General features: G+C 48.0%; 16 protein-coding genes. 15 read left to right on the forward strand and 1 reads right to left on the reverse strand.

Translation table 11 applies throughout. The annotated features are described in order from the left end of the window. Nucleotides 1–56: 56 nt before the first annotated feature. From M654_RS04565 to pdxA, 10 genes are all read left to right on the forward strand, one after another. On the forward strand, nucleotides 57–1,010 hold the full coding sequence (locus M654_RS04565) for an ABC transporter substrate-binding protein (RefSeq protein ID WP_026588730.1): 954 nt from the start codon (nucleotides 57–59) through the stop codon (nucleotides 1,008–1,010). Next, nucleotides 973–2,037 (forward strand): FecCD family ABC transporter permease, encoded by a 1,065-nt coding sequence (locus M654_RS04570; RefSeq protein ID WP_026588729.1) that lies wholly within the window; start codon nucleotides 973–975, stop codon nucleotides 2,035–2,037. Before M654_RS04565 ends, M654_RS04570 begins: the two co-directional genes overlap by 38 nt. Next, complete coding sequence (locus tag M654_RS04575) at nucleotides 2,030–3,313, forward strand: ABC transporter ATP-binding protein (RefSeq protein WP_026588728.1); 1,284 nt, start codon at nucleotides 2,030–2,032, stop codon at nucleotides 3,311–3,313. Before M654_RS04570 ends, M654_RS04575 begins: the two co-directional genes overlap by 8 nt. A 188-nt stretch (nucleotides 3,314–3,501) precedes the next feature. Then, on the forward strand, nucleotides 3,502–4,404 hold the full coding sequence (gene dapA, locus M654_RS04580) for a 4-hydroxy-tetrahydrodipicolinate synthase (protein WP_026588727.1): 903 nt from the start codon (nucleotides 3,502–3,504) through the stop codon (nucleotides 4,402–4,404). Between the two features lie 4 nt (nucleotides 4,405–4,408). Continuing rightward, nucleotides 4,409–5,578, forward strand: a complete 1,170-nt coding sequence (locus M654_RS04585; protein ID WP_026588726.1) for an iron-containing alcohol dehydrogenase — start codon at nucleotides 4,409–4,411, stop codon at nucleotides 5,576–5,578. Between the two features lie 69 nt (nucleotides 5,579–5,647). After that, nucleotides 5,648–7,051 carry a sodium:solute symporter family protein gene (locus M654_RS04590; RefSeq protein ID WP_026588725.1) on the forward strand — a complete coding sequence of 468 codons (1,404 nt, stop codon included), beginning with the start codon at nucleotides 5,648–5,650 and terminating at the stop codon, nucleotides 7,049–7,051. Then, entirely contained in the window at nucleotides 7,051–8,229 is a 1,179-nt protein-coding gene (locus M654_RS04595; RefSeq protein ID WP_026588724.1) for a sialidase family protein, read from the forward strand. The genes M654_RS04590 and M654_RS04595 overlap by 1 nt, the downstream gene beginning before the upstream one ends. A gap of 151 nt (nucleotides 8,230–8,380) precedes the next feature. After that, entirely contained in the window at nucleotides 8,381–10,159 is a 1,779-nt protein-coding gene (locus tag M654_RS04600) for a sigma-54-dependent Fis family transcriptional regulator (protein ID WP_026588723.1), read from the forward strand. A gap of 20 nt (nucleotides 10,160–10,179) precedes the next feature. Beyond that, nucleotides 10,180–11,520, forward strand: coding sequence for a four-carbon acid sugar kinase family protein (locus M654_RS04605; RefSeq protein ID WP_026588722.1), 1,341 nt, complete (start codon nucleotides 10,180–10,182; stop codon nucleotides 11,518–11,520). Then, the gene (pdxA, locus tag M654_RS04610; RefSeq protein ID WP_026588721.1) at nucleotides 11,496–12,503 is read left to right on the forward strand and encodes a 4-hydroxythreonine-4-phosphate dehydrogenase PdxA; all 1,008 of its coding nucleotides are present in this window, start codon (nucleotides 11,496–11,498) and stop codon (nucleotides 12,501–12,503) included. Before M654_RS04605 ends, pdxA begins: the two co-directional genes overlap by 25 nt. Before the next feature lie 37 nt (nucleotides 12,504–12,540). Here pdxA and M654_RS04615 read toward each other — a convergent pair whose 3' ends face one another. Further along, the gene (locus M654_RS04615) at nucleotides 12,541–13,287 is read right to left on the reverse strand and encodes an SDR family NAD(P)-dependent oxidoreductase (protein WP_026588720.1); all 747 of its coding nucleotides are present in this window, start codon (nucleotides 13,285–13,287) and stop codon (nucleotides 12,541–12,543) included. A gap of 186 nt (nucleotides 13,288–13,473) precedes the next feature. Between M654_RS04615 and M654_RS04620 the strand changes: the two genes are divergently transcribed. The 5 genes from M654_RS04620 to liaG all read left to right on the forward strand — a co-directional run bounded on the left by M654_RS04620 (nucleotide 13,474) and on the right by liaG (nucleotide 17,342). Further along, nucleotides 13,474–14,055, forward strand: a complete 582-nt coding sequence (locus M654_RS04620) for a cob(I)yrinic acid a,c-diamide adenosyltransferase (protein WP_026588719.1) — start codon at nucleotides 13,474–13,476, stop codon at nucleotides 14,053–14,055. 133 nt (nucleotides 14,056–14,188) lie between these two features. Beyond that, nucleotides 14,189–15,139, forward strand: coding sequence for a pectinesterase family protein (locus M654_RS04625; RefSeq protein WP_026588718.1), 951 nt, complete (start codon nucleotides 14,189–14,191; stop codon nucleotides 15,137–15,139). Between the two features lie 151 nt (nucleotides 15,140–15,290). Beyond that, nucleotides 15,291–15,680 carry an MnhB domain-containing protein gene (locus M654_RS04630; RefSeq protein ID WP_026588717.1) on the forward strand — a complete coding sequence of 130 codons (390 nt, stop codon included), beginning with the start codon at nucleotides 15,291–15,293 and terminating at the stop codon, nucleotides 15,678–15,680. 20 nt (nucleotides 15,681–15,700) lie between these two features. After that, entirely contained in the window at nucleotides 15,701–16,378 is a 678-nt protein-coding gene (liaH, locus tag M654_RS04635) for a stress responsive protein LiaH (protein WP_026588716.1), read from the forward strand. A 103-nt stretch (nucleotides 16,379–16,481) separates the two neighbouring features. Next, nucleotides 16,482–17,342, forward strand: coding sequence for a LiaG family protein (gene liaG, locus M654_RS04640; RefSeq protein ID WP_026588715.1), 861 nt, complete (start codon nucleotides 16,482–16,484; stop codon nucleotides 17,340–17,342). The last annotated feature ends 10 nt before the right edge of the window (nucleotides 17,343–17,352 follow it).

Below are 17,352 nucleotides of genomic sequence, written 5' to 3' on the forward strand. Positions count from 1 at the left end.
CTGCATCTTTACTGAGTAGAGATGTTTTTTTATTTTATCCCGAGGAGGAAAGCAAGATGAAGAAGTTTGCATATTTATTGCTTTCACTGCTCCTGGCCGCCGGCGTTCTCGCCGGATGCGGCGGATCGGCGGAAGCGCCGGCGGAGCAGCATAAGCAGGAAAAGACGGCTGAAGCATTTCCGGTTTCAGTGAAGGATGCGACAGGCAAAGAAATCAAAATTGAAAAAGAACCGAAAAAAATCGTTTCTCTGATGCCGAGCAATACAGAAATTACATATGCGCTGGGCCTGGGCAAAAAGGTGGTCGGGGTCACAGATCTTGATACATATCCAAAAGAAGTGAAAGAAGTCGAAAAAATCGGCGGGATGGAATTCAACACGGAGAAGATCATTTCGTTAAATCCCGACTTGGTGCTGGCCCATGCTTCAACGATGCAGAGCGCAGAAGAAGGGTTGAAACAGCTGCGTGACGCCGGTATTACAGTCGTCACGGTGAATGATGCACAGTCATTTGAGGAAACATATCAGTCGATCGAGATGATCGGCGAGGCAGCAGGTGCAAAGCAGAAGGCTCAAGATCTTGTGAAGAACATGAAATCAGACCTTGCCGCCATTAAAGAAAAAGCTGAAAGCATTTCAGAGAGTGAGCAGAAAAAGGTGTTCGTCGAAGTCTCTCCCGCTCCTGATATTTATACGACCGGAAAAGGCACTTTCATGAATGAAATGCTGGAAGCGATCCATGCGAAAAATGCCGCTTCTGAGCAGGAGGGCTGGGCTAAGATGACAGAGGAATCGATCATCAAGCTGAATCCTGATGTGATCGTCACGACAAGCGGTGCTGCGGCCGTCAGCGAGATCAAAAAGCGAAGCGGCTGGAGCGGTGTTAAAGCGGTCAAAAACAATCAAGTATATGACGTGGATCCCGACCTTGTGACCCGTCCGGGGCCGCGGTTGATCAAAGGGGTCGAAGAGCTTGCGGAAACCATCTATCCTGACGTTTTTAAGAAGTAACCGCATTGCGGCCTATCTCATCAGCCTGATCTTTTTGTCGGTCTCTATTCTTATGGGAATCTCCATCGGATCTTTGGAGATTCCCATTCCGTCTATTATCAAGGTATTTTTGCATGAATGGATCGGTGTACAGGGAATAGCTCCTGATCCGACAGAGGCGAACATCATCATGAACATCAGGCTTCCGCGGGTGGTATTGGCATCGCTCGTCGGAGCGGCCCTGGCTGCGGCTGGCGCCGGTTTTCAAGGGCTTTTGAAAAACCCGCTCGCAGACCCTTATACGCTCGGCATTTCATCCGGCGCATCCGTCGGAGCGGTCGTTACGCTGTTTTTCGGGATTCAGCTGCCGGTTATCGGGAGGTTTACCCTTCCGTTTCTGAGCGTTGCCGCGGCGGTTGCCGTGATTTTTTTCGTTTTGTTCTTTGCCCGGCTCGTTCACCCGTCGCTTACGGTAACGGCATTAATATTAACCGGGATTATCTTCAGTTCGTTTTTCGGTGCGCTCATCTCTTTAATGATCGCACTGACGGGCGATGATTTAAAACCGATCGTCCACTGGCTGCTCGGCAGCGTATCGATGCGGGGATGGAGCTATATTGCTCTGTTTTTGCCATTTTTTATAGGCGGTATATGCGGTTTGCTGCTGAACGCAAGAGAATTGAATGTGATGACGTACGGCGAGGAAAAAGCAAGGCTGCTCGGAGTGAATGTGAAGCGGAGTAAATATGTTGTTCTGTTGGCGGGGTCTATTTTAACAGGCAGTGCTGTCGCGGTGTCTGGAACTATTGGCTTTGTAGGCCTCGTCATTCCGCATTTTATCCGGCTTCTGTCTATTACGGATCACCGCCATCTTCTGCCGCTCTCAATGCTGAACGGCGCTTCATTCCTTGTGCTGTCAGATCTTTTGTCGAGAACCATCATTGAGCCGTCCGAGCTGCCGATCGGTATTATTACCGCACTGGTGGGAGCACCTGTTTTCGGCTTTATATTGATTAGGCGTTATCAGGGAGGGCGAGTTCATGATTGATGTCATCCGTGTGTCCGGCGGCTATGGAAAAACGGATGTCTTACAGGACATCAGCTTTGCGGTAAAGCAGGGTGAATTTTTAGGAATTCTCGGTCCGAACGGCAGCGGAAAGTCAACCTTGCTGAAAATATTGTCGGGGACAATCGCCCCTCGAAGCGGTGAGGTGCTGCTTGACTGCCGCTCAGTTGGGTCGTATCAAACGAAGGAGCTCGCTCGCAAAATGGCAGTGCTTCCTCAAAAAACGGAGCAGGCCTTTTCCTTTACGGTCGAGGAAACGGTTCAGTTTGGCCGCTATGCGTATCAATCAGGCTTTTTTCGGCAGCTGACAGCTGAAGACCGTGATGTCGTGAAAAGGGTGATGAAACAGACGGACACGCTTCGCTTTGCCCAAAAATCCATACACGAGCTGAGCGGCGGAGAGCAGCAGCGGGTGTATTTAGCCCAAGCGCTTGCCCAGGAACCAGAATACTTGCTGCTTGATGAACCGACAAGTTTTCTTGATTTGTCATTTCAAAAAAGTCTTCTTGATTTAATGAAACAAGAAACAGTTGTATCCAAACTCGCAGTGATCGGGGTGTTTCATGATGTGAATATTGCGAGTTTATACTGTGACCGCCTGCTGTTGTTGAAAGATGGAAAAGCAGAAGTTATTGACCGCCCGGAAGCTGCCCTTTCTGCCGGGCGTATCGAACGAGTGTATGATACAGATATCACAGCGCTCGACCATCCTGAGCGTGCGAATCCGCAGTTTACAATCAAAGCGAAAACGATCCCGCAGAAAACCAAGCCCCTCTTTCTAAAAGAGCAAATTGAACAATATTTGCCGCACGGCATCGCATTTTTGGCAGACCGCCCGCTGCGTCTTCTGTCTTCAGAAGGGGGCTTTGCTTGGAGACGAAAACTTGTTTTCGCAAGCGGAAACAACTCTGGATGGCCGCATGACCTGTCAGCCTTTGAACAGGAAACGCTGTTTATGCAACATGATGCTGAATTGGCTGACTGTCATATTGTGTCGGAAAGCGGTGATCTTTGCATCGTCGGCATGAAAGGTGTGGATGGGTATTTGGCCATATGGGTGTTAATTGATGGCTGTTTGCACGATGGTCAATTTGTGCAGGCGATAAGTGCTGCAGCAAATGCCGCAGCTCAGCACCGTGTTTCGTGCAGTGATGTGCTTGTAGCGGCCACTCAATCCGGTCGGTCAGCGGATCAAACCGCTTTTTTGACACAAATTCAAAATAAAACAGCGGTTTGTGTGAAAGCTTTAAAAGATTAATTTGACCTGTCTTTGGACAGGTTTTTTTTATTGTTTTAAAACGCATCAACTGAAGGTGAGGATTCATTCTTTTGTCCCGAATTCGAAAAATGTGTTGTTTAATGAATCAATAAACCTTTATAATAAAGTTCGAGAAAGCGATTTATTGTTAATATGTTTAAAAATGCAACAGAAGGGAGCGAAGTCACTTGAAAGTAGAGGGAATTATCCCTGCTATATTGACACCGCTTACAAAAGAGCAGGCTTTTCATCCTGGAATCGCCGAAAAGCTGGTGAATCATTTAATTGATTCAGGCGTCCACGGTATTTTTGCCTTAGGGACAAATGGGGAATTTCATTTATTCTCACAAGAGGAAAAGCTTCAAATTGCTAAAACGATTGTGAAAGCGGTTAATAAACGTGTGCCTGTTTTCATCGGGACAGGAGAAAACAGTACTGAGGCGACTATTTCCTTATCCAATCAAATGGCGGATATCGGAGCGGACGCTCTTTCGATCATTACGCCATTCTTTGTCGCACCTTCCCAGGAGGAATTGTATCAGCATTTCCGCACGATTTCTGAAAATGTCGCGCTTCCTGTCCTGCTCTACAACATTCCGTCGAGAACAGGAGTGTCATTGGAGCCCGAAACGGTTGAGAGGCTGGCGGCATTGCCGAACATCATCGGCATTAAGGACAGCAGCGGCAGCTTCGCCAATATTAAGGCGTATCTTGAACGTACAAAAGACCAGTCCTTTTCCGTCCTTGCAGGAACCGATTCATTGATTTTAGACACATTGAAGGCGGGAGGAACAGGAGCTGTGGCTGCCACAGCCAATGTGCTTCCGGAAACTGTTGTTTCAATCTATAAATCTTTTAAACAAGGAAACATTGAAGAGAGTGAGCATTATCAACAGCAGCTGCAGCCGCTTCGCGATACGTTTTCACTCGGTTCACTGCCGGCGCCGTTAAAAAAAGCAGCGGAGCTTGCCGGCATTGATGTTGGACCGCCTAAAAGTCCAATTGCAGAGTTGTCAGGAGAGCCGCTGCTAAAAGTGAAAAAGATGCTGGAAGGCTACGGAATTAACGCAAAACTGGCAAAGGAGCAGTGAGGATATGAAGACGCTTTATCATTTTCAAACAGCCGCCCGAATTGAGGCTGGTCCACATTCACTCAATTTGCTTGGTGACCACTTAGATCAGATTGGATTGAATGAGATTTGCTCGGTGTTTATTTTAACTCAGCCGTCGATCGTTTCTCTCGGCTATGCAGACCAAATCAAAGAGGTGCTGGCTGAGAAAGGCATCTCAAGTGAAGTCAACACGGATATACAGCCGGAGCCGACGGAACAAAACATCGAAGAGGTTTTTCAGCTTTTTTCTGAAGGAGGCCATGACGCGATTCTAGGAATTGGCGGAGGCAGTGTGCTCGATGCGGCTAAAATCCTCTCTGTTCTGAAAACAAATGAAAAACCAATTTCAGCTTTGATTGGCACGAATCTCGTTGAAAAGCCCGGCGTTCCGCTTGTGCTGATTCCGACAACATCCGGAACAGGGTCAGAGGTGACGCCGAATGCGATTGTGACGTTCCCGGAGAAAGAATTAAAGATTGGTATAGTCAGTCCGCATCTGCTGCCGTCGCTTGTCATTTTAGATCCGGTTTTGACGACCGGTCTTCCAAAGGCGATCACAGCTGCAACCGGAATGGATGCATTTACACACGCACTTGAATCCTATATTTCCAACAAAGCAAATCCATTCAGTGACATGCTTGCACTTGAATCTATGAGACTGATTTCCTCAAGTATTCAGGAGGCTTATCACCATGGAGACAACCTGGAGGCGAGAGAAAAAATGCTCGTTGGCGCCATGTATGGCGGAATGGCCTTGACAAGCGCAGGAACAGCAGCGGTTCATGCGATGGCTTATCCGCTCGGAGGAAAATACAAAATATCTCACGGTGTGGCCAATTCAATGCTGCTTCCGCATGTAACGGCCTTCAACGCGGATCATGTAACTGACCGCCTTGCGGATGTGGCCGGCGTGATTGGAATCGAGCCAAAAGGTTCGAAGGCCAGCCTAGCAGAGCGGGTTATACGAAAAATTGAAGAGTGGACCGCAGATTTAAATATTCCGCAAAATTTAAAGACATTCGGGGTATCAAAAGAGGATGTACCATCGCTTGCTGAGGCGGCAGCCGACGTTAAAAGGCTCATGGATAACAATCCAAAGCCGATGTCCATTGCGGAGATTGAAGCTGTCTATTTGAAATTGCTGGATATGTAGGCTGCCCGGATCTGTACATGTTTTTCACCATGAGCCTGTAAGAGGCTCACAAACAAAGGGGGAGTTTGGGTGGATGTTTTAAGCGGTTCGATCATAACGTTTATTTTGGCAGTGATTGTGGTATACATTCTCTTTACGACATGGCTGACGATGCGGTTTCGCAGTAAATCCAGTTCGGAATTCAACAATGCTGCCAAAACGCTGCCGGCGATTGTTGTCGGCATTCTGCTGATGAGTGAATTCATCGGCACCAAATCGACAATCGGGACCGCTGAATCAGCTTATACACATGGTTTGGCAGCTTCATGGTCGATTGTAACGGTCTCGATTGCGTTTTTTATTTTTTCCTTCTTCTTAGCAGGGAAATTTTATAAAACAGGCCAATATACGATCTCCGGGATTATTAGTGAAAAGTTTGGCCGTTCGACCAAGCTTGTCGTTTCTATCATTATGATTGTGGCCCTTTTACTTGTGAATCTTGGAAACTATTTAAGCGGATCGGCGGCCATTTCGTCTATTTTAGGTCTTCCGCTCATGACGTGTGCAATTATTACAGCGATTGTCAGCACCTTTTATTTTACGTTTGGCGGAATGAAGGGCGTTGCCTGGGTGACAATTTTGCATTCTCTTGTTAAATATACGGGAGTTCTGATCACATTAGGGGTTGCACTCTATTTGACAAAAGGCTGGGAGCCGATGACGCAGCAGCTGCCGGAGCATTTCTTCACTTGGGACGGCAGCATCGGATGGGGGACAATCGGCGCCTGGTTTATCGGCAACATGGGGGCGATTTTTGCGACTCAGTTTATTATACAGGCTATTACCTCATCGAAAAGTGAGAAAGAGGCAAAGAAGTCGACGCTCTATGCAGCGCTGCTTTGTCTGCCGCTGGCGATTGCCATTGGAGTCATCGGCGTTGCAGCGCGGTATTTGTACCCGGATATTGATCCAATTTACGCATTTCCGGTGTTTATGCAGCACATGAATCCTGTGCTGAGCGCAATTGTAGCGACATCCCTTGTGGCGTCTATTTTCGTCGGCGTCTCGACGGTTGCGCTGGCGACAACGACGCTGATCATTGATGACTTTTATGTACCGAAAGCAAATCCGACACCAGAACAGCGCATGAAAATTACGAGATATGTTTCTATTATCGTCGGTTTTATTCCGCTGCTCGGGGTTGCGCTGGCGCCGGAATTGTTAACGCTTTCTTTCTTTACGAGGGCGCTTCGGACATCAATTGCCGTTGTGGCGGCGATGGGCTTTTATTTGCCATATTTTAATTCAAACCGCGGAGCAACCATTGGTCTGGCGCTTTCCGGCATAGCGACGACGGCATGGTACTTATTGGACAATCCGTTTGGCATCGATAACATGTACATCGCCATCATTGTTCCGTTTATTGTCCTCGTATTAGATCGTCTGATCAGCTCGCCTGCGAAAAAAGAATCAAATGTTGAGGAGGAATTGTGATGAAACAAAGTGAAGCTTCCCTGCCGATAGATGGTCGCATCAGAGAAAATAAAACCGACGCGGCCAGAAAGGATGCGTTTTTGCCGACAGACTGCCCGCAAAACCATGCAGCCAACCTGCTGGAGCTGGATAATGGCGATCTGTTGTGCGTCTGGTTTGGGGGAACACAGGAAGGCATCCCGGATATATCGATTTACATGTCAAGGCTTGAAAAGGGAAGCAGTGAGTGGACACAGGCAGAAAAGCTTTCAGATGATCCTTCCCGCTCCGAACAAAACCCTGTGCTTTTCCAAGAGCCTGACGGCCGGCTCTGGCTTATGTATACGGCACAGCTTTCCGGCAATCAGGATACAGCGATTGTCAGATACCGCACTTCGGACGATAGAGGCTATACATGGAGCAGCATTGATACATTGTTTGCCGAAGCGGGTACCTTTATCCGCCAGCCGCTGATTGTCCTGAATAACAACGATTGGCTGCTGCCCGTCTTTTACTGCATCACGCTGCCGGGCGTGAAATGGACTGGAAACCGTGACATCAGCGCGGTGAAAATTTCATCTGATAAAGGCAAGTCGTGGGAGGAAGTGAAGGTGCCGGGCAGTACTGGCTGTGTTCATATGAATATTGAAAAACTGCACGACGGCACATTGCTTGCGCTGTTTAGGAGCCGTTTTGCAGACTCGATTTATGTGAGCCGTTCTAGTGATAACGGCCGCACCTGGTCAGAGCCTGAGCCGACCGAGCTGCCGAACAACAACTCTTCCATTCAATTTACAGCGCTTCAAGATGGGACGCTTGCTCTCGTATACAATCATATGAATGCCAATGAAACGACCGAAAGAAGAGCATCTCTATACGATGAAATTGAGGATGAGGATGATACAAGAACAGGTGTTGACACAGAAGCGCGTCCAGCCTTCTGGGGAGCGCCGAGGGCGCCGATGACATTGGCGTTTTCACGGGACGGCGGCGTCACATGGCCTGTCAAAAGAAACATCGAAGTCGGCGACGGTTATGCGCTGACGAACAACTCAAAAGACAAGCTCAATCGCGAGTTTTCCTATCCGTCGATCAAGCAGGGGAAAGACGGTGATCTGCATATAGCATTTACGTACTACCGTCAGGCGATTAAATATGTACGGGTCCCGCAAACGTGGGCCACAGCCGGTCAAGAATAAAGCCGTTTGAATGAGCGCGCGGCACTGGCATGAATTGTATCCCTATATCGCATCATTTATAATTTAAGTTCGAGGGGGCTGTCCCAATCGTTTGAACGGACTCCCTCGCTGTCTCCTTGACTGAGAGAGAATGAAAGAGGGGGTCCATTTCATGAAAATTAAAGTGCTTGGCATTGCGCCGTATAAAGGCTTAGGGGATTTATTGACAGAGCTCGCGAAGGAAGAACAAGACATACAATTTCAGCTGGAGGTCGGCGATTTGCGTTCTGGCGTTGCGATTGCAGAGCAAGCTGAATCGCAGGGAACCGATATCATTATGAGCCGCGGCGGTACAGCCTCGCTCATACAGCAACACGTGCACATCCCTGTCGTGGATATCCCTGTTTCCGGGTATGATCTGCTGCGGGCGCTGACGCTTATTAAAGATTATCAAGGAAAAACAGCCGTCGTCGGCTTTGAAAATATTACCCAAGGGGTTCGCACTATCAGCGAGCTTTTCGGAATAGAAGTTGATTTATATACGATTAAAGAAGAAATGGAAGTATGGGATCTCTTGAGGGACATTCAGCAGCAGGGGACCCAAATTGTATTGGGAGACGTCATTACCGATAAAGCGGCAAAGGAGCTGGGCATGCAAAGCATGCTGATCACGTCCGGCCGTGAATCGGTTAAAGAAGCGTTTCACAGTGCAAAGCAAATGTACCGGCTCTTTATGGAGGCATCTGAGGAGCAGCGGATGTTTAGAGAGATGATCGATCAGGAAGAAAAAGGGATGATCGTCATTGATGACAACAGCCGGATCCGCTTTGTGAACAAAACGGTAAAAAATTGGATCGATGAGGGTCTTCTTGAACCTATTGCTCCTGCCGATGCCATCCTTGAATGGTGGGAAGAGCTGGCTTTTGCCGTACAGTCTATAAGAGAAGGCAAACAAAGCGGGTATTTTCAATTAGAAACAGGAGAAGTTGTCTGGCATATGAAAGGCTCCCTTCTTTCAAAAGGAGAGCTGCTGATTGCCATTGAACAATCAGTGTCCAGCCGCGATCATCAGCATCTTGCATGGTCGTTTGCAGCGCCCGTTCATTCATTACAGCCATTTTCATCATTTACACAACAAAGCAGGTCTATGAGGGACACGGTGCAGCAAGCGCAGGCATTCAGCCAGACGCATAAACCTATTTTACTGTACGGAGAGGAAGGAACGGGGAAATCAGATCTCGCCTTTGCGATTCATCAAATGAGCCCCCGGCAGCAGCAGACGTTTGTGACCATTCATTGCAGCAAGGTGAAAGAGTACGCATTGCTGAAAGACCTTCCGGTTGTTCAGAACGGGACGATCTTTCTTCGGCATATCGAGCATCTGCCGCTCGAAGTCCAGCATGATCTCGCCGTGTGGATGAAACAGGATCGGCAAATCCGCTGGCTCGCCTCTTCATCTGCCGATTTATTTGCAGAAATGAAAGCAGGGCGATTTGACCCTGATTTATACAGCTGTTTACAAGGATTGACGCTCTATGTCCCGTCGTTATCAGAGCGGGTGGAAGACATGGAGGACATGAGCAGACTGTTTATTGCTGAATTTAATTCAGCTTATGGCACACAAGTGGTCGGACTTGCGCCTGAGGTGATGAACGCGTTTCGCAAGCAGACATTTCGGGAGAATGTCCGGCAGTTTAAGCGATTACTTGAGGAGCTTGTGCTGACGGTGAAAAGCGGATATATCACATTGGCTGAAGCCGCACCGCAGCTTGACCGTCTGTCCAGCGAGAAAAAGGAAGAGAGCTTAAAAGGCTGTTTGGAAGGGACGCTTGCGGACATCGAACGGCGCATCATTCAAGCGGTGCTGCAGGAGGAGAATATGAACCAATCCAAAGCGGCGAAGCGATTGAATATCAACCGCACCACCTTGTGGAGAAAACTGAAAGAATAGCTTGAGACCGAGGTGTCGATATGACAAACGTACGTTGCAAAAAAGGAGCGGACATCAGCCAAAAAATATTGATAGTCGCTGACGATTTGACGGGTGCCAATGACACAGGCGTTCAGTTTGTTAAAGCTGGACTGAGCGCGGCTGTTCTTTTTGACCAATCCGGTGCAAATCCAGCGGATGTCAAAGAAGATGTCATGATTTTAGATACGGACACGCGCGGTGCGTCGCCGAGCGAGGCTTACAAAGAAGTCAGTTCAGCATCGCATCCGTTCGCACACCTTGAATCATACCTTTTTTTAAAGAAAATTGACTCCACATTAAGGGGAAACATCGGGAGCGAAATCAAAGCGCTGATGGATCTGGGACGTTTTGATGCAGCAGTGATTGCCCCTGCTTTTCCTGATGCAAGGCGGATTACTGTGGATGGCGTTCATTATGTCGATGGCGTGCCCGTTCACAAAACTGAAGCCGCCATTGATCCGAAAACACCGGTTACTGAATCGCGGATCGCTGAATTGCTTTTCGGTCAGACACATGTTCAGCCAAAAGCGGTAGGCATCGAACAGCTTCGCAGACCTGATGATCAAGTCCAGAAAGACCTTAAATCGTGGATAGCCCAAGGGTATGAATGGTTTGTCTGCGATGCAGAGACAAATGAGGATCTGCGCTGCATCGTGCAGGTGTTCATGAACAGCGGGCAATCCATATTATGGGTCGGCGCTGCCGGACTGGCCGGTGCACTCGCCCAACATGTCAGAAAGAGGCCGCTGCAGACAGACAGACGGAATGAGCCGGTAATGATCGTCTCCGGCAGTGCATCGAACATAACAAATGGACAGCTCGCATATTTAAGAGGTCAGCAGGACCCCCTTGACGTGTGCATCAATCCGCTGAACGTATTGAATGGATGTGAAACACGGGAGCAGAAGCGCGCGCTCGATCAAGTGCTGGCTCATCAAGGGAAAGATGTTCTGCTTTATACTGATGCGAAGCCGGAAATGGTGCAGCGCATCATCGCTTTTGGGAGAACCCAAGGCCTTGAGCGGCAGACTGTAGGCGAACGGCTTTCCCGATTTCTTGGTGCAGTTACAACTGAAATCGTCAAGACGACAGGGTTAAAACGCCTCGTTTTGACAGGCGGAGACACAGCGCGTGCGATTTGCAACGAGCTTGGTGCAGACGGCATTCAGCTGCTGGGGGAGATTGAAGCGGGCATACCGCTCGGCAAGCTGCTCAACACAGATATATATGCGGTGACAAAGGCGGGCGCCTATGGTCAAAACGATACTGTTCTAAAAGCTGTTGAGGTGCTGAGAAATATAGAGGAGGAAGACAGATGGCAAAACCAATCATTGCATTGACGATGGGGGATGCGGCAGGTGTCGGCCCGGAAATTATCATCAAGGCATTTGAGCAAAACAGTTTGCATGAAAACGGAACATTATTTGTGATTGGGGATTACAGCATTTTAAACAGAGCGAAGACGTTCACTGGCTCAGCGGCAGACATTGTAAAAATCAGCGAGCCGGAAGAGGCAGCTGATGTAAAGCCCGGGGTCATTCCTTGCCTGGACCTTCAGCTGCTGACAGATGATCTGAGAGTCGGCGAAGTGTCGGCTGAAGCGGGAAACGCAGCGTTCCGCTATCTTGAACAGGCGATTGCCCTTGCCAACGAGAAGCGGATTGACGGCATTTGCACAGCGCCTTTAAATAAAGAAGCCCTCCATAAAGCGGGGCACATGTACCCGGGCCATACGGAAATTTTAGCGGAATTGACGCAAACAAAGGACTATGCGATGATGCTGGCTGCACCGAACCTGAAAGTGGTCCATGTCACAACCCATGTCGGTCTGCTTGACGCCATTCATCTCATTGATGTGAATCGGGTGTACACGACAATTCAATTGGCGCATGACACGCTGATTCGCGCAGGCATTCCGCAGCCTAAAATCGCCGTGTGCGGCATTAACCCTCACGCCGGTGAGAATGGTTTGTTTGGGCATGGAGAAGAGGAAGAGAAAATTGTCCCTGCCGTTGAACGCGCACAAAGTGAAGGTATACAGGCATTCGGCCCGCTGCCCGCTGACACGCTTTTCTTCAGAGCAGTGAGAGGCGACTTTGATATAGTGGTGGCGATGTATCATGATCAAGGACACGGCCCGATTAAGGTGCTTGGCCTTGAAGCCGGTGTGAACATTACAGTCGGCCTGCCGATAATCCGTACGAGTGTTGACCACGGAACAGCCTTTGATATTGCGGGAACCGGCAAAGCTGATCCCGCCAGTTTAGAAGAAGCGGTGAGACAGGCGATCATGCTGTCCGGTACGAGTGAGCGGCATGCATAAAAAAAGAAGAGCCTTCCGATTAAGGAGGCTCTTCTTTTTAGTTCATATAGGTGCCGCCGTTAATATTAATGGTTTCGCCTGTCATAAAGTCAGATTTGTCAGAGGCAAGAAAGGCGACAACGTTTGCGACATGCTCTGGTGAGCCGAGCATTTTCAGCGGAATCCGTTCGACGACTGCTGCGCGATACTCCTCGCTCCACTGCTTGCTCATATCCGTTTCAATCGGCCCGGGGCAGACGGCGTTGACATGAATGCGGTGTTCAGCAAGCTCCTTTGCCAAATGCATCGTTAAATAGTTGATGCCTGCTTTCGATGCACCGTAAGCAGGAGAGGCATTGTGATGCGGTGTTTTGCTCGTCGTAGAGCTCATGTTCACGATTTTTCCGCCGCCCTGTTTGATCATTTCCGGGATGACAGCCTGACACATGAGAAAGGTGCCGGTTAAATTTAAATCTATCACTTTTTTCCACTCTTCAAGCGACGTATCAACGGTTGTTTTGCGCAAATTAATGCCGGCGTTGTTGACCAAAATATCGATCCGCCCAAACCGCTGTTTTGCCTCAGCGATGAGAAGCGAAGCTGTTTCTGGCAAACTGGCATCACCGGCAACATAAGAAGCACACTTTCTCTCAGTATTCAATTGTGTGCACAGAGACTTGAGCAATTCTTCGTTTGTCCCATTGATGACGACATTTGCCCCTTTATCCGCAAGCAACTCCGCAATGGCTCTGCCGATGCCGCGGCTTGCACCTGTGATAATGGCCGTTTGCTGATTCAATTCCATCCTCATCCCACCTGTCTTTGAATAAAACCGTTTACAATTCTATTATAAAAGTGAGTGTTTCTTTATTCAACAACATTTTGTTTTTGATAATTGTTTCGAAAATGTGTGTTTCATAATGAAACGATCTATGCAGCCGTTATAAACAGGGTATACTATAGAGACAAGTGATCAAGAGAGGAGTATGAAATGAAACTCTATACAAAAACAGGCGATCAGGGAAAAACGAGTTTAATTGGCGGAAGGGCCGATAAAGATCATCTTAGAGTGGAAGCGTACGGTACACTGGATGAAGCAAACAGTTTCATCGGGCTGGCTCAATCTTATTTAAAAGCAGAAGAGGCGCTCTTTCATGATGTTTTGTCAGAGTTGACTGTCATCCAGCATGAGCTGTTCGACTGCGGTGGTGATTTGGCGCATGTCAATGTTCAGGAAGAAGGCAAGCTGAAGGCTGAATCGATCACCATGCTTGAAGAACGAATTGATGCCTATGTCGAGGAAGCACCGCAGCTGACTAAGTTTATACTTCCAGGCGGAACAGAAGCGGCATCATATTTGCATGCAGCGAGAACGGTCATCAGAAGAGCTGAACGAAAAATTGTCGCTTTGGCCAAAGAAGAAGACATTCCGCCGCTTGCGCTGCCATACGTCAACCGGCTGTCCGATTATTTATTTGCGGCGGCGCGCATTGTCAATCACCGGCTCGGGGAAGCGGATGTCGAATATGAACGAAGCGCTGACGTATTCCGGACAAAGAAAAAATCAGAATGAGCCATTTACTTCACCAACTTTTTTTCAAACAGAAACGGGTCGATTGAGCAGATCAAGCCGTTTTCCGGCAGGGGAAAACGGCTTTTTGTCGTAAACTTTAAAGTAAGCGTTTTCAAAAAGAGGGGGAGTTCTGTTGAGCAATCGTGGAAAAGCGGCAATCAGGCTGACGGTATCAAAAGATGGGGACGGCGAATTTCATACGGTTCAAGAGGCAATCGATGCATTGCCGGAGTACAATTATGAACAAAAGGAAATCTTCATTAAAAAAGGCGTTTATAAAGAAGTCGTTCACATCCCTGCGACAAAGCCGTTTGTTAAGCTGATCGGCGAAAGCGGACACGACACCGTCATCACGTATGATAATTACGCAGGTAAGGAAAAGGAAGGGGGAGGAAGGTATGGAACGAGCGGAAGCGCCAGCGTATTTATATATGCAGATGATGTTGAAGCCAGAAATTTGACATTTGAGAATTCGTTTGACCGAACGAAAGTAGATACGGATGGAACACAGGCGGTGGCGGTCTATGCGAAAGGAAACCGGATGATGTTTAAAAATTCGCGGTTTATCGGCAGACAGGATACGTTGTTTGTCAATGATGGAACACAATATTTTGACCGCTGCTATATTGAAGGGGATGTCGATTTTATCTTTGGAGGAGCAAGGGCGGTTTTTGAAAATTGCCAGATTCATAGTACGGACCGCGGCTCCGCCACCAACAACGGCTATGTGACAGCTGCCAGCACACATATCACGAAACCGTTCGGCCTTTTGATCCAAAACTGCAGGCTGACAAGCGATGCAGCTGCCGGAACGGTATGGCTCGGACGCCCGTGGCATCCGGGCGGAGATCCTGACGCTATTGCCAGCGTGTTGTATCGCAATTGCAGCCTGGACGCCCATATTCAGATTGAAGGGTGGACAGATATGTCAGGCTTTGCGGCCGCTGATGCCAGGTTGTATGAATACCGGAATACCGGGCCTGGGGCCATTTTGCATGAAGCGAGGCGGCAGTTGACCGATCAGGAAGCGGAAAGCTGGACCATTGAAAACGTACTTGACGGCTGGAATCCGAAAATGAATTGACACAAGGACCGCTCGGGAAGAGCGGTCTTTGTGATGTTTGGTCTTATCCGAATTACGACTCTGGTCTGACGGTAAAATCAATCTGTGACTCGTTTTGTCGAAAGCAGAAATTGACTATAGTGAATACATGAAGAAGAAAGGAGGAGCAAACATGAATATAAATGGAAAATCGATCATCGGCTTTTTTCTGATCCTGTTTGGCATTTCGCTGTTTTTCGGGGGAGGCCATATCGGGGGGCTGATCACAGGAGTAATCGGTGTTTTGCTGATTTATCTCGGCTTGAAAAAGTGGAAAGAAGACCGACGATTTGCCGCTGTCATCTTGGCCATCATCGGCATCATGTTTTTGGGAGGGTCTCTTCCATTTCTGATCGGCATCGCACTGGCCGCAGCCATGGTTTATTTCGGCTGGAACATGATGAAGCAGAGTGGAAAGCAAGAAGAAAGCATCTATTATGGAGAGAATACAGAGCCTTCTGCAGCATCCTATGATACAAGCTTTGATGCGGAATGGGAAGACTTTTTGAAAAAGAATAAATAAACTTTAGGGAGGACGAAATCATGGCGTTCAAAAGAATCAGAGATATGTTTGTCGCAACAGTAAATGAAGGATTGGATAAAATGGAAAACCCGCGGGTGATGCTGAATCAATACGTACGCGATATGGAAAGCGACATCGCGAAGGCAAAACATACGATTGTCAAGCAGCAGACGATTGAGCAAAGTTTCAAAGGGAAGTATGAAGAGGCTGAAAAACTGACCGTTAAACGCAAAAACCAGGCCCAGCTTGCTTTTGATGCAGGTGAAGAAGAGCTTGCCAAAAAAGCGCTTTCCGAAATGAAGTATTTTGAAGCCAAAACCGCTGAATATCAAGAGGCTCATCAGCATGCGAAAAAACAGCTTGCTGAATTAAAAGAACAGCTGAAAACGCTCGAAGTCAAACTGCGCGACATTAAGGACAGAAAACATGCATTAATCGCCCGGGCAAACGCTGTCAAAGCAAAAGAGCATATGAATGCTTCCTTCAATAAAATCGATAGCGAAAGCGCGTACCGTGAATTTATGAGAATGGAAAACCGTATTGAAGAAATGGAAACGAAAGTCAACAGCTATGCCGAGCTTTCCGCGGGATCTCCGTACAGCCGCCTTGAATATGCGAAAGAGGTTGAACAAGAGCTTGAAAACATGCGGGCGAAAAAAGCCGGATTGGAAAAGAAAACAGCAGCCGGCAATGAATAATCAGGGGGCTTTAAAGGCCCCTTCCTTCAATTTTTGATTTCTTTCAAACAAAATGTTCCTTATAATAAGGAGCATACACTTACTTGCCGAAAGGATTAAGCATATGAAGAAAACGATAGGGAAGCTGATGATTCTCGCCGGCATTCTGATCTTTGCCTGCTTCATCTATAATGGCGCAGGCGGTTTTTCATTCGGCGGTTTCAATCAAAAGGCAGACCATACAGCCGCGGCTTCGCTGAAGGGAATCAGTGCGATCGATATCAACGCCAAAAGCATCACGGTCAACATCAAAGCCGAACAGCGCGATGATATAACCGCCGAGCTGACAGGCAATGCGCGCCTCGAGTCAGCGGAAAAGGGAAATACCCTTCAGCTCACCGTTCACCCGAAGCCTTTTCAATTTTTCTTTTTTCAAAACAATGAACTTGTTGTCAAAGTTCCTTATGAATACAAAGATGATCTGTCCGTTATATCAGGAAGCGGCAATGTGAAAATATCAGGCGGACGTTTAGCCTTAAATAAGGTCACATTAAGCTCAGGAAGCGGTACCCAGAAAGTGGATCAGCTCCAGGCAGAAGAGCTGGAAGTCCAAGGGACATCGGGAAATATTCGTTTGAAAGATGTTCGGACAGCGGAGGGGGATATTCGCTCAACATCCGGAAACACAGAGCTTGAAAATGTGACAGGCAGATTGAACATCAAGCAGACGTCAGGTGACTTGCGAGCTTCTTTTTCTGCTGTTGATGCCCCTTTGAGCATCAAACAGACATCGGGAAACGCCAAACTCGACCTACCCGACGATGCGGACATCAGCCTTGAAGCAACATCGACAAGCGGCAGCATCAGCCATTCTTTTTCCTTTGATCAGATCAGCAGCGATAAACGGACCCTGACTGGAAAAAACGGAAATGGCAAAAATAAAATTGATATCTCGCTGACAAGCGGGAATGTATCCATTGAATAACCAAGCAAAA

This window comes from Bacillus sp. NSP9.1 (assembly GCF_000465465.2).
Lineage (GTDB): Bacteria > Bacillota > Bacilli > Bacillales > Bacillaceae > Bacillus > Bacillus sonorensis_A.